11 protein-coding genes are annotated in these 15,058 nt (G+C 64.4%); 10 read left to right on the top strand and 1 reads right to left on the bottom strand.

Translation table 11 applies throughout. The features are described from left to right. Positions 1 to 569 precede the first annotated feature (569 nt). From AB0I72_RS03325 to AB0I72_RS03300, 6 genes are all read left to right on the top strand, one after another. Entirely contained in the window at positions 570 to 1,388 is an 819-nt protein-coding gene (locus AB0I72_RS03325; RefSeq protein WP_358562457.1) for a PrgI family protein, read from the top strand. After that, complete coding sequence (locus AB0I72_RS03320) at positions 1,385 to 3,094, top strand: conjugal transfer protein TraC (RefSeq protein WP_358562454.1); 1,710 nt, start codon at positions 1,385 to 1,387, stop codon at positions 3,092 to 3,094. Before AB0I72_RS03325 ends, AB0I72_RS03320 begins: the two co-directional genes overlap by 4 nt. After that, entirely contained in the window at positions 3,091 to 5,361 is a 2,271-nt protein-coding gene (locus AB0I72_RS03315) for a type IV secretion system DNA-binding domain-containing protein (protein WP_358562451.1), read from the top strand. Before AB0I72_RS03320 ends, AB0I72_RS03315 begins: the two co-directional genes overlap by 4 nt. Further along, positions 5,361 to 6,146, top strand: coding sequence for a replication-relaxation family protein (locus tag AB0I72_RS03310; protein WP_358562448.1), 786 nt, complete (start codon positions 5,361 to 5,363; stop codon positions 6,144 to 6,146). The genes AB0I72_RS03315 and AB0I72_RS03310 overlap by 1 nt, the downstream gene beginning before the upstream one ends. Positions 6,147 to 6,158: 12 nt before the next feature. After that, the gene (locus AB0I72_RS03305) at positions 6,159 to 7,232 is read left to right on the top strand and encodes a C40 family peptidase (protein WP_358562445.1); all 1,074 of its coding nucleotides are present in this window, start codon (positions 6,159 to 6,161) and stop codon (positions 7,230 to 7,232) included. Between the two features lie 157 nt (positions 7,233 to 7,389). Then, positions 7,390 to 8,850, top strand: coding sequence for a DNA phosphorothioation-associated putative methyltransferase (locus AB0I72_RS03300; protein ID WP_358562442.1), 1,461 nt, complete (start codon positions 7,390 to 7,392; stop codon positions 8,848 to 8,850). A 3-nt stretch (positions 8,851 to 8,853) separates the two neighbouring features. On the opposite strand, the gene dndA is transcribed toward AB0I72_RS03300, so the two are convergent. Further along, positions 8,854 to 9,996, bottom strand: coding sequence for a cysteine desulfurase DndA (gene dndA, locus AB0I72_RS03295; protein WP_358562439.1), 1,143 nt, complete (start codon positions 9,994 to 9,996; stop codon positions 8,854 to 8,856). A 95-nt stretch (positions 9,997 to 10,091) separates the two neighbouring features. Between dndA and dndB the strand changes: the two genes are divergently transcribed. The 4 genes from dndB to dndE are packed head-to-tail and all read left to right on the top strand — an operon-like array spanning position 10,092 to position 15,042. Then, the gene (dndB, locus tag AB0I72_RS03290; RefSeq protein WP_358562436.1) at positions 10,092 to 11,222 is read left to right on the top strand and encodes a DNA sulfur modification protein DndB; all 1,131 of its coding nucleotides are present in this window, start codon (positions 10,092 to 10,094) and stop codon (positions 11,220 to 11,222) included. Continuing rightward, positions 11,219 to 12,703 (top strand): DNA phosphorothioation system sulfurtransferase DndC, encoded by a 1,485-nt coding sequence (dndC, locus tag AB0I72_RS03285; RefSeq protein ID WP_358562434.1) that lies wholly within the window; start codon positions 11,219 to 11,221, stop codon positions 12,701 to 12,703. Before dndB ends, dndC begins: the two co-directional genes overlap by 4 nt. After that, the gene (gene dndD, locus AB0I72_RS03280; protein WP_358562431.1) at positions 12,690 to 14,681 is read left to right on the top strand and encodes a DNA sulfur modification protein DndD; all 1,992 of its coding nucleotides are present in this window, start codon (positions 12,690 to 12,692) and stop codon (positions 14,679 to 14,681) included. Before dndC ends, dndD begins: the two co-directional genes overlap by 14 nt. Next, the gene (gene dndE / locus AB0I72_RS03275; RefSeq protein ID WP_358562428.1) at positions 14,671 to 15,042 is read left to right on the top strand and encodes a DNA sulfur modification protein DndE; all 372 of its coding nucleotides are present in this window, start codon (positions 14,671 to 14,673) and stop codon (positions 15,040 to 15,042) included. Before dndD ends, dndE begins: the two co-directional genes overlap by 11 nt. The last annotated feature ends 16 nt before the right edge of the window (positions 15,043 to 15,058 follow it).

Here is a 15,058-nt window from a genome sequence, read left to right as displayed (position 1 = left end):
GGGTGGTCGGACGGGTGCACTGCTGAGGGCTGGGCAGCAGGGGATGCGCCGGGTTCGAGCGAGCCGCACTGCTGGACCCACGACGCCCCTGCCCCGACGCGCGCGCAGCTGGCGCTTCGGCACTCCAGGCACACGACCCGTGTCCACGTCGGCCGGTCACCGGACCCACCGTGCCACCCCAGGACACGCCGCCGTTCCGAACCACCGTCCGGCCAACCCCCGAACACACGCTCCAGGACACACCCTTCCCACCGCCCACCCCCAACGTGCCGCGGCGCCGCCCACCAACAGGCAGCGCCGCGCCTCGGACACAGCGTCACCGAGCCCGAGGCCCGACCACCGGCACGGAACCAGCGGCGCCCGTCCCGCCACCGGACACCCTCCGCGCCCTAACACGCACCAGCAAGGGCCCACCCCGCGCTGGTCAGTCCAACGGTCGTCCGGCGCCCAACCTCGGCCGAAGCGCTCCGAACGCCGACTCCCGTGGCCACGCAGACCCGATGCGTCCCGGTTCCGGTTCTGGATCCGGCGACGGCACTGAACCACCCACGCGAGGAAGGGACTCCGCCATGGACCAGGACGTGTCCACGTGGCACGCACGCATCCCCACGGACATCGATCGACCCGAACCCGTGCTGTGGAACCTCACCGCGCGGCAACTGCTGGTCATCGCTCCCGCCGGGCTGACGGTGTGGGGCCTGTTCTCACTGCTGATGGGCCACGTGCCCCTGTGGCTCCTTGGCGCCGTCGCGGTCGTCCTCCTCGGCCTGGCCTGGGTGCTCGCCTGCGGTCGCAAGGACGGAATCGGTCTCGACCACATGGCCTGGTTGATCGCACGGTGGAAGGTCACGCCCCACCACCGCCACCCCGAACTCCCGAATATCGACGGATCCGGGGTCGTGAACCTCGACGACCGCCGCGCCGTGGTCCTGGAGTGCGGAAGCACGCCCTTCCACCTGTCCTCCGGCGAGGAGCAGGACCAGATCCTGGCCACGTTCGCGTCCTTCCTGGACTCGCTCACCGCACCCGTCCAGATCCTCGTCCAGCGCCGCCCCATGGACCTGACACCGCACCTCGACCGACTGCGCTCGGGGATCCCCGGGCTGCCCGCCGAACTGCGCCGCGCCGCTCGCGCCCACGCCGCCTTCCTCGACCACCTCCAGGACCACCACGACCTGAGCAGCCACCGGGTCCTGCTGGTCATGACCGGGACCGGAACGCGCCACGACGACGGGGGCGCGCTCCTGAGCCGCGCCGAGGACGCCGTTTCCCAGCTCGACGCTCTGGGCGTGCGCGCCCGCGTCCTGGACGGCGCCGACGCCGAACGGCTCATCCACGCCTCCCTCCACCCGCACGGCACCGCCACGACCGAGGAGGACCACCGATGACACGACTCCCGCGCGTCCAACTGCATCCGCGCCGCCTGGACGCGGACGGATGGCTGGCCCAGACCATGATCGTCACCGGCTACCCGCGCGACGTTCGAGCGGGATGGGCCGACCCGCTCCTGACTTTCCCCGGTCGCGTCGACATCTCCTGTCACATCGTTCCCGTCCCCGGGCAGCTCGCCGCCGAACGGCTGCGCCGCCGTCGCGCCCGCCTGGAGTCGGCATGGCGCACCGACGCCTCGCACGGACGGCTGTCGGATCCCCAACGCGTCGCGGCCACCGAGGACGCCGCCGACCTGGCCGACCGCGTAGCGGTGGGGGAGACTCGCCTGTTCGCGCTGTCGGTGTACATCACCGTGCACGCCCACACGGCCGAGGACCTGGACACCGACCTGAACCACCTGAGCGCCCTGGCTGGTTCGATCCTCGTGGACCTGTCACCCACCACGTATCGGCCGTGGGAGGGATGGCGCTCCACCCTCCCGATCGGCACCGACGCGCTACGCATGAGCAGGACCGTCGACACCGAGGCCGTCGCCGCCCTCATGCCCTTCGCCCAGGCTGACCTGTCCGCCGGTACGGGACGCACCGCCGTGGTCTACGGCGAGAACACGCACACGGGCGGGCTGGTGCTCTGGGACCGGTTCCACGGCGGACTCGACAACAGCAACGCGATCATCCTGGCCCGCAGCGGAGCTGGGAAGTCCTACCTCGCCAAGGCCGAACGCCTCCGCTCCCTGTACGCGGGCGTCCAGGTCAGCGTCATCGACCCCACCGACGAGTACGCACACCTGGCCGACGTCGTCGGGGGCAACCGCGTCCCGCTCGGACTCGAACGCGGGCGGCTCAACCCCTTCGACCTCCCCAACAGCGGCGAACAAGCGCTGTCCACCCGAGTGCTGTTCCTGCACACCCTGGTCTCCGCCATGGTCGGCGACCTGACCGCGGCCGAGCTCGCCGCCCTGGACCAGACGATCCTGGCCACCTACGCCGAGCAGGGCATCACGCACGACCCCGACACCTGGCACCGGACCCCACCGGTTCTCGCCGACCTTGTCGCCACCCTGCGCGGCACCGCCCCGGCGAGCGGCCACGCCGACGCGGCCCGATCGGTGGCCGACCGGCTCGCACCGTTCACCACTGGCTCCCGCCGGACACTGTTCGACGGACCCACCACCGTCCGACTCACCGGCCACCTCACCGTCGTGTCCCTGCGCCACCTGCCCGAGGAGCTCAAGACCGTCGGCCTTCTGCTCATCCTCGATGCCCTCTGGCGCCAGATCAGTACCCCCGAACGACGACGGCCGCGCCTCATCACCATCGACGAGGGATGGACGCTCCTGCGCGACCCCGTCGGCGCCCGTTACCTGTTCAACCTCGCCAAGAACGCCCGCCGCCACTGGGCCGGACTCACCCTCGTCACCCAGGACGTCGCAGACCTCCTCGCCACAGATCTGGGCCGAGCGGTCGCGGCCAACGCCGCCACCCAGATCCTGCTGCGCCAGGCACCGCAGAACCTCGACGCCGTGTGCGAGTCCTTTCACCTCTCCCACGGCGAACGCCGCATCGTCGCTACCGCCGAACGCGGCAGCGCGCTCCTGGCCGCCGGGCGGCATCGCGCGGTGTTCCGCACCATTGCCTCGCCGGTCGAACACCGGCTCCTCACGACCGACCCCGCCGAGCTCGCCCACCTGGAGGACCGGTGATCACCACCAACTTGACCCTGTGGACCACCGTCACCGGAGTCGGGGCCCTGATGTGGATCAGCTCCGTGTTCGTCCTGCGCTGGGCCCGGCACGCCTACCTGTCCCGAGGTGCGCACGTCCTGGAGATCCACGCACCACCACGCACGACCGTCGACCACGCCACGGCCTTCTGGACCCACACCCTGGGCCTTCTCCGCCCACGTTGGACCCACCGACTGCTGGCACCACACCTGGCCTGGGAGTACACCGCCACCCCCGCAGGGGTCCGCGTCCAGATCTGGGTTCCGCGAACCGTCAATCCCCGCACCGTCCAACGCGCCGTCACCTCCGCCTGGCCCGGCGCCACCACCCGACTCGCACCAGCCACACCCGCGATCCCGCACGGCCAGCACACCCGCGGCCATTGGCTCCGTACGGCCCGAGCCGACCACTACCCGCTGCGCACCACGTTCGCGGACGACCCGCTCCGCGGACTGTTCGGCGAACTCGCCAACCTCGGCCCAGGCCAACAGGCACTCGTCCGCGTCTGCGCCCGACCCGCCAGCCCACACCGAGCCGCACGCGCCCGCGCCGCCGCCGCGGGCCTCCGCGGTCAGCACATCCCGTTCCGCCCGTGGCAACCACCACGGAGACAAGGCCAGCGCATCAACACGCTGCCCGGAATCAGCGACGACGTTCGTGCCATCCTCAGCAAGGCGTCCTTGCCCCGTCTGGCCTGCCAGATCAGCGTCACGGTCACCACCGAACACTCCAGCCGCCAGGCCGAGCACCGAGCGCGAACCCGAGCAGGGAGCATCTCCGCATCCCTGGCCGCCTACACCTCCGGCCTCAACGCACTCCGACGCGCACCCATGCTCTTCCCCAGCCTGTGGATCCGGCGCCGCTACCTGGCCCGCGGCTACCTGCTTAGCACCGCCGAACTCGCCGCTATCGCCCACCTGCCCACCGACCCGGCCGTCCCCGGGCTCACCCGTGCCAGCGCCCGCCGCGTCGCACCCAGCCCGGACGTGCCCCGCACCGGCCGCGTTCTCGGCCGCGCCGACGCCGGACCGTGCCGCCCCATCGCCACCACCGTCACCGACGCACGCCAGCACACGCACATCCTCGGCAAGACCGGCTCCGGCAAGTCCACGCTGCTCACCCACATGATCCGCCAGGACGCCGAAGCAGGACGCAGCGCCCTGGTCATCGAACCCCGAGGGGACCTCGTTCTCGACGTCCTGGACCGCCTCCCCGCACGCGCGATCGGCAACACGGTGCTCTTCGACCCCGCCGACCCGACACCACCGCCCCGGATCAACCTGCTCCAGATCGGTATGCCCACCCACGCCGCCGACACCGTCACCGGCATCTTCCGCACCATCTACGCCGACTCCTGGGGCCCGCGCACCGACGACATCCTCCGCGCCAGCACCCTCACCCTCGCCGCCACCCGCGACGCCAACCTGACACTGGGCGACATCCCCCGGCTGCTCGCCGACGACCCGTGGCGCACCGGGCTGCTCGCCCAACTCCACCCGACCGGAGCGCTACGCGACTTCTGGCGCTGGTACTCTGCCCAGTCCCCGCAGATGCGCGCCGCCGCCACGGACCCGCTGCTCAACAAGCTCCGCACTGTTCTACTACGGCCCTGGGCAGCCGCAGTTCTGGCCTCCGGAACCTCCACGATTGACCTGCCCCACCTGCTCGACCACGGCGGCCTGGTCCTCATGCGCCTGCCCAAGGGACACCTCGGCGAGGACACGGCCAGCCTCCTCGGCACGATCACTCTGGCCGCCACCTGGCACGCCATCACCGCCCGTGCCGCCGTTCCCGAACACCAGCGCCCGGACACCTGCGTGTACCTGGACGAAGCCGCCAACTTCCTCCGGCTCCCCGGATCCCTGGCCGACATGCTCGCCGAGGCCCGCGGCTACCGCGCCGTGATGGTCCTCGCTCATCAGGAACTCCACCAGCTCCCACCCGCCACACGCTCAGCGGTGGATGCCCACACCCGCACGAAGGTCTTCTTCAACCTCGCACCAGACGACGCCACCCGGCTCGAACGGCACACCCTGCCGCACCTGAACGCCTACGACCTATCCCACCTGGGCTCCTACCAGGCCGCCGTCCGCACCATCCACGACGCCGCCGAGCTCCCCGCGGCGACCCTGCGCACCCAGCCACCCACCGAACCCATCCCGTACCGCGCCGAGCACATCCGCAGAGGCGCCCGACGATTCGCACCCACCAGAAGCCCGGACCCTCGCGATCAGGAGGACCACTGATGACCACAATCGAGTTCACCGACCGCGACATGCGCATCCTCGGCACCATCCGAACCCACCGCGTGCTGACCACACCGCAGATCGGCGAACTCTTCTTCTCCGGCCGCCACTCACGGCTCGCCCAACGCCGACTCCGCATGCTCGAGGTGTCGGGCGTGATCGAGCACTTCCTCCCACCCCACACAGACGGTCGCGCTCCCTACCACTGGGTTCTCGCGGACAATGGCGCTCAGGTTCTCGCCGCGCTCCAGGGCCTCACCCCGCAGGAGCTCGGCCACCGACCGGCCGCGCAACGAGCGCTCCGGCTGAACAGCCACCTCGGACACATCACCGGACTAGCAGAGACCTACGTGTGCTTCTTCACCAGTGCTCGAGCTACCCCGGGTGCTCGGCTCCAGCGCTGGTGGACCGAAGCCCGCTGCCGCGCCACCTGGGGGCACCACGTCCGACCGGATGCCTACCTGCGCTGGCTCCAGGGCGATGTCTCCGTGGACGCCTTCATCGAGTACGACACCGGCAGCGAACCGCTCGCTCGCGTCGTGGCGAAGATCGATCGATACCGGGCGTTGGCCGAGGAGACCGAACACCGCACACCCGTATTGTTCGTCGTCACCGGACCCAAACGCCTCACCAACATCTGCCGATCCCTGGCCACACCGGATCCGTGGGTGCCCGTCCACGTGGCCACGATCGACCAACTCACCCATCCCGGCCCCGCACGCCCCATCTGGCGCCAGGCCGGGGACGCGAACTGTGCTGTTCGCGCACTCGTCGACCTGGTCTGAAGCCCAAGCGCCGTGCTCAAGATCGTGTCCGGCATTGCGGGCGGCCTCTTCCTGCTCGTGGCCGTCATCGGCGCAGTGGGGGTGGGCGACGAGGAACGCGAGCGTATTGAGAACGCACGGCTCCGATCGGGGCGGATTCCCGGCATCCACCCGGTCCTGCTCGACGCCTACATGCGCGCTGCCAAGCGCCTCGAAGAGCTCCACTCGAACTGCACCGGCATGACCTGGGCCATCCTCGCGGGCATCGGTCGGGAAGAATCCGACCACGCGGCAAGCAGCCAGATCGCATCCAACGGCGACACAGACCCACCCGTCCTCGGCCCCATTCTGAACGGCTCCGGCGTAGGCAACAACCACACGCCGCACCACGACACCGACGACGGCCGATGGGACGGCGACACCGCCTACGACGCCGCCGTCGGCGTCACTCAACTCCTCCCCGCCTGGTGGACGGACCACGGCGTCGACGGCGACGCCGACGGGGAAGCCGACCCGCACAACGTCTTCGACGCCACCGCCTCGTCCGCCGTCGAGCTGTGCACCAGCGACCCGAACGACTCGGTGGACTTCACCGACCGCGAGCAACTCCGCGCGGCCCTGTTCCGCTACAACCCCTGGGACGTCTACGTCGACAACGTCCTTTCCCACATCGATGAGTACTCAGCGATGAACCTCAGCGACGCCGGATCACATACGGTGCCCGCCGGGGGCAGCAAGCGTGGTCGGGCAGCAGCCGAGTGGGCTCTGGAGCAGGTCGGCAAGCCCTACCTGTGGGGTGGCGAAGGCCCGCACGCCTTCGACTGCTCCGGGCTGACCATGATGGCCTGGCGTGCCGTCGGGGTATCGATCCCGCGCGTGACCACTGACCAGGTCAACGTCGGAATCCCGGTCTCCCTGGACGCCCTTGCCCCTGGTGACCTGCTCTTCTACGACACCGGTTCTGGCGCGCCGCCGTCCCACGTGACCATGTACGTCGGCGACGGCCAGATGGTCAACGCCCCACGTACCGGCACGATCATCCGTGTCGAACCCGTCGACAGTCCCTACTACTCCGCTCGTTTCATGTCTGCTACCCGTCCACTCTGAACCCATCAACGAAATCTCCTCAACTCCCGAACCGCTGATACCCACTGTGCGAGGATGACTCCGAACTAGAGACACAGAGGCGATGTGCCCTGCGGAGGTAGCTTGCGATCCTGATAGTGCACGGGATCGTCGCAGGGCGTTTGCTTGAAGAAGAGAGGTGGGCAAGCGAGTCGTGGTCGGCACCGCTACTGACTGGGATAGCGAGCGGCGACTGACTGCTATTGCGCGTCAGGCGCTTTCTGTTCCCGCCCGGACGGCACTGGCGGAAAGCCAAATCGAAGCAGATACGACCGTCCTGGACTACGGGTGCGGTCGAGGTGATGACATCAGGGCGCTCTCTGAACTGGGAGTTCAGGTCCGCGGTTGGGATCCGGTGTACTTTCCCCATGGTGAGCGTGACCCCTCAGACGTCGTCTTGCTCACGTACGTGCTCAACGTGATCGAAGACTCCGAAGAACGGGCCAGGGCGCTACGGCAAGCATGGGATTTGACCAAACGTGTGCTCATCGTCTCCACGCGTTTGGACTGGGAGCGCCGACGTGTCGTCGGGGAAGAATTTAGTGATGGCGTGCTTACCTCGCGCAAGACATTCCAGCATCTGTTCGCCGTGCATGAGTTGCGCAGATATGTTCAGGAAACCACGAAGGCGCGGTGTGTTTCTGCTGTTCCGGGCATCATCTACGCTTTCAGGCGTGACAGTGATCGTCTAGCTTACTTGGCGCGGCGTATCATCCCCGATGAGAAGTGGCAGGAATCGCACGATCCCACATCCGCCGTTTCTGCTATCGTCGCTTTTGCTGAACAACGTGGCCGATCGCCTAAATCGGAAGAGATGCCCGAGCATATCCTCGATTCACTGGGGAATCTCAAACACAAAGAGCTTCAGCGGCTGATCCGAGCGGCCGTAGATAGTCAGCAGGTACGAGAGGGTGCGAAGCGATCAACGCTGAACACCTTGCTGTTTCTGGCATTGGAGCTCTTTAATGGACGTGGGCGATTCAGTAGTCTTCCTGTCGCTGTCCAGTTCGACATCCGCGCATTCTTCACCTCATACACGGAGGCCTGTCGCAGAGCGGACCGACTCCTGCTGAAGCTGCGCGATGACTCCTACGTCCGAGCGGCCATGCGCGGCTCCAGAGCCGGCAAACTGACCCCGACCTCCCTCTACGTCCACCAACGGGCTATCGACCAGATACCAACCGTTCTGAGGCTCTACGAACACTGCGCAGCGATTGCGGCGGGCCGTCCTGCCACCTGGAACATCGTTAAGCTTCAGCATGAAGGTCGCGGTGTCAGCTGGCTCGACTACCTGGACTTCGACGCTGACCCTCACCCGCGGCTCACCAGCTCCTACACCGTTGACCTGGCTACTTTGAAAACCAGATTCACTTCCTACCTCAGGTGTGAGGACCGGCCGTTACTTCATCGGAAGCAGGAGTTTCTCGCCCCTGAAGACCCAGACGCTGCCAAGTACTGGCGCCTCACCAGAGCTGAGACCCGGGCCGGGCTGTACGCGAACCCGGGCCTGATCAGGACTGAACAAGGCTGGGAAGCAGAGCTGCGCCGGTGTGGGCGCCAGCTCCGCGGACACCGGTTGATTCGTCGACGAGAAGAGTAGAAGTCAGGTCGTGGCTGGCTGCAGCTCTCTCACGACCTGGGCGATCTGCTCCGGATCGAAGTCGTCGATGTCCCCTGGGAACCAGGAGAAGCGCAATCCGTTGGAAGCGGTGTCCGTTTCCAACCCCATGGCGGTGAGCACATGGCTTGGTGTGTAGGACGCGCTGGTGCAGGCGGAACCAGTTGCAACGGCGGCCAGGTTTTTGAGGCGGACGATGAGAGCTTCGGCATCCACATCCTCGAAAGACACGTTGAGGATGTGTGGAACAGCGTGCTCGGAGTCCCCGTTGATGTGGTGTCGAGTGCTGGTCAGTGCTGTGAGTAGGCGCTCACGGAAGAGCAGAGCTTGCTTGGCCCACTGCTCGTGCTCGTTCAAGAAGATCTCGGTGGCTTTGGCCAGACCCATGATCAGGGGAACAGGAAGGGTGCCTGGGCGGAGCTTACGCTCCTGGCCACCGCCGTACATCAGCGGCTGCAGGGGGATCTTGTCCCATCCCCGCCGACGAACCACCAGGGCGCCGATGCCCTTCGGAGCACCGGCCTTGTGGCCACTGATGCTGATCATGTCGATGGGTGCTGTCAGATCGTCCTGTCGTTTGGCGAACCCTTGGGCGGCGTCGACATGCAGGTACGTTGGTGACTTGCTGAGGAGGTGTGCAAGTTCAGCTACTGGCTGGACAACCCCGGTCTCGTTATTGACGTGCATCAAGGACACGGCAAGCGTGTCAGGTCGCAGACGCTCCTGTACGGCTTCGACCTCGACACGTCCCGACGGTCCGGGGGTGAGGAAGTCGACTTCGAAGCCGCGGGACTCTAGGTGCTCCAACGGCTCGATCACAGCTTTGTGCTCAATCGCGGACGTGATGATGTGACGTCGGTCATGCTGCTCCCCATGGGGGGCAAGTCCGAGAAGAGCGATGTTGTTGCTCTCCGTGGCACCGCTAGTGAAGATGATCTCATCTGGCTTGGCGCCAACCGTGCTTGCTAGATAGGTGCGTGCCTGCTGTACCGCACGCTTCGCGTGAGCGCCGTACTCGTGGGTGCGGCTGCCTGCGTTGCCGAACTCCTCGGTCATCCAGTGCAGGACCACCTCTGCTACGCGTTGGTCGACACGTGTCGTTGCCGCTGCGTCCAGGTACGTCACCATGTGTCCGCTCCATCCTGCAGGTTCGTTATCAGATCCCGCTCGTCACGTGAAAAGTATGACGTGCGTACGGGATCTGTGTGCACTACTGTGGTCCAGTGAGTTCACGTACTGCAGCGCGCACCACGCACGGAACCACCTCTGCTGGCTTCGAGTACACCTTCCCCGCCATCCGCGGGGTCCAGGCAGGGCGTGAGTTCTACACCTCCATGTGTCCTCTGCGCCTCATCCCACGGATCTTCCTCTTCGACGACGAGGAGCTCGCCCCCGAGGTTCGTGCTCAGCGCGTACTCAACAAGGGGCGTCTCCCCAGTCTGGCGCGCTACCTTCTTGACAACCCTGATGACTACGTCTTCAGCGCACTCACTGCCTCGGTCGATGGCGACATCCAGTTCGACGCCATGACTGACCAGGGCATGGGTATGCGGGTAGGGCAGATTCGGATCCCGATGGATGCACGGTTCGTCATCAACGACGGACAACACCGGCGAGCCGCGATCGAACTCGCGTTGAGCGAGAGGCCAGAGCTGGGCGATGAGACGATTGCCGTCGTCTTCTTTCACGACGCAGGTCTTGAGCGCTGCCAGCAGATGTTTGCTGACCTTAACCGACACGCTGTCCGCCCCGCCAGGTCTATCGGTGTCCTCTATGATCACCGAGATCCGCAGGCTGGGCTGGCGAGGCTGTTGTCCCTACGGTGCACAGTCTTCAAAGGGTACGTCGATATGGAGCGAAGCACGCTCTCCGCTAAGTCCGGCAAGCTCTTCACCTTGAGTTCGATCTACAACGCTAACCACGCTTTGTTGCGTGACCTCGATCTTCCTGGCGAAGAAGCTTGTGACCTGGCACAGCGCTACTGGGAGGCGGTCGACACTCTCATCCCGGAGTGGGGGATGGTCCGTCGCCGAGACCTGCTCGCACGTGAGGTGCGCAAGGACTTTATCCACAGCCATGGGTTGGCTCTGCACGCCTTGGGCCGTGTGGGGAACACCTTGCTACGAGAGTCCACTGACGAAGCCGTATGGGCCAGTCGCCTCAAGCCGGTGGGAGATGTGGACTGGTCTCGTACGAACACGGACTGGGAGGGCCGCGCGATCGTTGGTGGACGTGTGTCCAAGAGCCATCAGAACACCGTCTTGACGACCAACTATCTCCGTCGGCACCTCGAGCTGTCTCTGAGTACCGAGGAGCAGCAGCTGGAAGACGCCTATCTGCGAGGAGAGGTATGAGCACCCCCACGAAGCCGAAGGCTCCCTTCGAGGGCAGCACGCTCAACGCCGTAGTGGCAGAGCTGACGGCCGAGATCCGAGAGCTCTACACTGCGGATGAGGTGCCTTGGGTCGTCGGCTACAGCGGCGGCAAGGACTCCACAGCGGTCCTTCAACTGGTGTGGCTCGCACTCCAGGAACTGCCCGTGGAAGAGCGCACCAAGCCTGTCCACGTCATCAGCACCGACACCCTGGTCGAGAACCCCATCGTCGCGAGCTGGGTTGCCCAATCGCTCGACACCATGAGCCAGGCCGCTGAGGAACAGCAGCTTCCCATACGCCCCCACCGGCTCACCCCCGCGGTCAAGGACACTTTCTGGGTCGGTCTGATCGGCAAGGGCTACCCTGCTCCTCGTCCGAAGTTCCGGTGGTGCACCGAGCGGCTCAAGATCAAGCCTTCCAACAACTTCATCCGCAGCGTCGTTGACGACTACGGTGAGGCCATCCTGGTGCTGGGCACTCGTAAGGCGGAGAGCCAGATCCGAGCTCGTACCATGGAGAAGCACGAGAAGCGGCGTGTACGCGACCGCCTCTCACCCAACGGCAACCTGCCCAACTCCCTCGTCTACAGCCCGATCGAGGCCTGGGACACCGACGAGGTCTGGATGTTCCTGATGCAGCAGACCAATCCCTGGGGGCATCCCAACAAGGATCTGCTCACCATGTACCAAGGGGCGTCCGCCGATAGCGAATGCCCCCTGGTGGTGGACAGCACCACACCCTCCTGCGGTGACAGTCGTTTCGGTTGCTGGACGTGCACGCTCGTGGAGCAGGACAAGTCCATGACTGCCATGATCCAAAACGACGAGGAAAAGGAGTGGATGCAGCCGCTTCTGGCCCTTCGGAACGAGCTGGACGTCGCCGATGACACTCATTTGCGCGACTTTCGCAAGATGGATGGCCGCATCCAACTCTTCGGCGACCGGATCGTCCATGGCCCCTATACTCAGGCCGCCCGTGAGCAATGGCTGCGTAAGCTCCTCGAAGCCCAAACCTGGGTCCGTAAAAACGCACCTGAGCACGTCCGCGGGATCGAACTGATCACCATGGATGAACTTCACGAAATCCGCCGACTCTGGGTCTTCGACAAGCATGAGGTTGAGGACAGCCTGCCAGGTATCTACAAGGAATGTACGGGGGAGGACTTTCCTGGTTCCCCTTTGGATGACCAACTCGCTCTAGGCGCGGATGAGATGCAGCTGTTGCGGGAAGTGTGCGGAGACGATGATATCCATTTCGGCACTACTCGCGAACTCCTCGCGGTGGAACGGCGTTTCCGTACTATGAACCGTCGCTCCGGACTCTTTGAACAGCTTGAAAAGGCCGTCAAGAAAGGCGCTTGGAGCGGCAAGGACGAAGCTCTCGCGTACGCTCAGGAGCGAAACACGCGTCGACAGCTCACCCTCATCGACCTCGAAAAGACTCCGGATGCTCCTGCGTAAGATCACTCTAACGAACTTTGGCGCTTACCTAGGCGAGCAGTCCCTGGATTTGGCGACTGATGCTCGGCGACCAATCGTATTGATTGGTGGCCTCAACGGGTGCGGTAAGACAACCCTGCTGGATGCGATCCAATTGTCCCTATATGGACCTCGTGCCCGATGCAGCGGGCGCGGAAATCGCCCATATGAGACATACCTGCGTGAGAGCATCAATCGACGGGCAGACCAGCGTGAAGGAACTCGAATAAGCCTCGAGTTCGCTCTTGCCATTGAGGGCAGTGAGCGGCACTACAAGGTGAACCGACGCTGGTTCGTTGAAGGAAACAAGGTTCGAGAAGCCGTCGGGATCGAGATCGATGGCAATTACGACCCGGTCATCAGTGAAGGCTGGGCTGATCATATTGAGGATCTTCTTCCGCTTGAAGTCGCCTCACTTTTCTTTTTCGATGGGGAAAAGATCGAGTCGCTCGCGGATACGCGCCAAGCAGCGACGGTCATTGAATCCGCTGTGCAGTCCCTTCTGGGTATCAATACAATCCGACAACTGCGTACAGATCTCGTAGCTCTCGAACGCCGCAAGGCCGCTTCCAAGGAGGATAAGGAAGCTGCAGAAAAGATCGACGCATTGCGCAGAGAGCTTCATGAGGCCGAGGCTGAGGTAGAAGCAAGTCTCCAGGGCCGTGCGAGCCTCCAGAGCAATCTTGGCCAGGCGCAGCGCCGGTTGGCTGATGCTGAGCACACCTTCAAAAAGGAAGGTGGCGCTTACTACGATCGCCGCCTTTCTCTGGAGGCAGAACGTGCAGCAATCTCCGAGCAGCTGGACGCTGCACGCCAAGCATTGGTGAGTACGGCGACTGGAGCGCTTCCTCTCGGACTGCTCACCGCACAGCTCACCGCGGTACTCGAACACTCCGAGCAAGAGCGGCAAGCAGCGAAGATCACACAGGTCCTCGACCTTCTTCAAGAGCGTGATCAGTGGGTCCTAAAGCATCTCAGTGAGGCACACCCTAATGCAGAATTAGGATCCCTCGCAGCCCAGTTGGAAGATGATCGGGAAAAGCGCGAGAAGCAGACTATGGTGGACGTAGTCTATGGTCTTTCAGACGATGCCTACAATCAGCTTCGCGCGCTCCCTCAGATCCTTGAGTCCGAACAGCGGCGCGCAGACGATCTGATTGAAAATTTCAACCGACTGGCCGAACAGATAGAAAATATCGACCGCCAGCTAGCTGGAGTTCCAGAAGAGGAAACAATTTCGCTCAGGTTGGAAGAGCGCGATACTGCCATCCGCCAGGTGGCACAAATCGAAGAAGCGCTCTCTGCTGCAGATGTCGCCCACGAGCGAGCACTACGGAAACGCGAACAGGCCAGTGTTGCGCTAGAACGCGCGCACCGCACCAACATTCAGCGAATGGAGAAGTCTGAGGACGCTGCCCGTGTCGTAGAATACTCTGCCAAGGTGCGCGACACCCTAGATAAATTCGGGTGCCTTCTTCTAGAACGACGCATTGATGGGCTCGAGGTCGCTGTTCTCGACAGCTTCAATAAACTGATGCGCAAGAACGGCCTTGTAAAAGACCTGCGAATCAACACCGAAAAGTACACCATCGTCCTCATCGGTGAAGACGGAGAGTCTATTGAACCAACTAGGCTCAGCGCTGGGGAACGCCAGTTGCTTGCAGTCTCGCTCCTTTGGGGTATTGCTCGAGTCGCTGGTAATAGACTCCCGAGTGTAATTGACACTCCTCTGGGTCGTCTCGACAGCCAGCATCGAGAACACCTGGTCAGAAGGTACTTCCCTCAGGCAAGTCACCAGGTGCTGCTGCTATCGACTGACGAGGAGATCGACGAACACCTTCTGGGCCTTCTCAAGCCACATATTGCTCACACCTACACCCTCGTGCATGATGACTCAACGCTGACCACTTCCGTGAAGTCCGGATACTGGTGGGCGACTGGAGGTGAATATGTCGCTTGAAACTGTGCGTCTGTCTCAAGCAGCTCGGGATCAACTCATCCGGCTGAAGCGCACAACCGGCATCCCCACGTGGAACGTCTTGTGTCGCTGGGCCTTGGCTACGTCGCTCCAAGATCCTTCAGTACCCCTCGTCCGGGACATCATCGCCGACTCCAACGTTGAAATGGCGTGGAAGACGTTTGCAGGCAACTACGCAGACATCTACCGTGCCCTGCTCACGCATCGCTGCGTGCTCGACGGTGAGGAGCCCACTGAGGAGGCCCTGTCACAGACACTGACCATCCACCTCCACCGAGGCATTGGCTACCTCGCAGCCGGTAAAGGCTCCAAAGGCATCCACCAGCTTCTTGCCCGGTCATGAGCCCCCTGCGGCATCT

It is taken from the genome of Nocardiopsis sp. NPDC049922 (assembly GCF_040660275.1).
Classification (GTDB): Bacteria; Actinomycetota; Actinomycetes; order Streptosporangiales; family Streptosporangiaceae; genus Nocardiopsis.
Note: the sequence above shows the minus strand (reverse complement) of the source record. Positions and strands in the feature narration are given on the sequence as shown.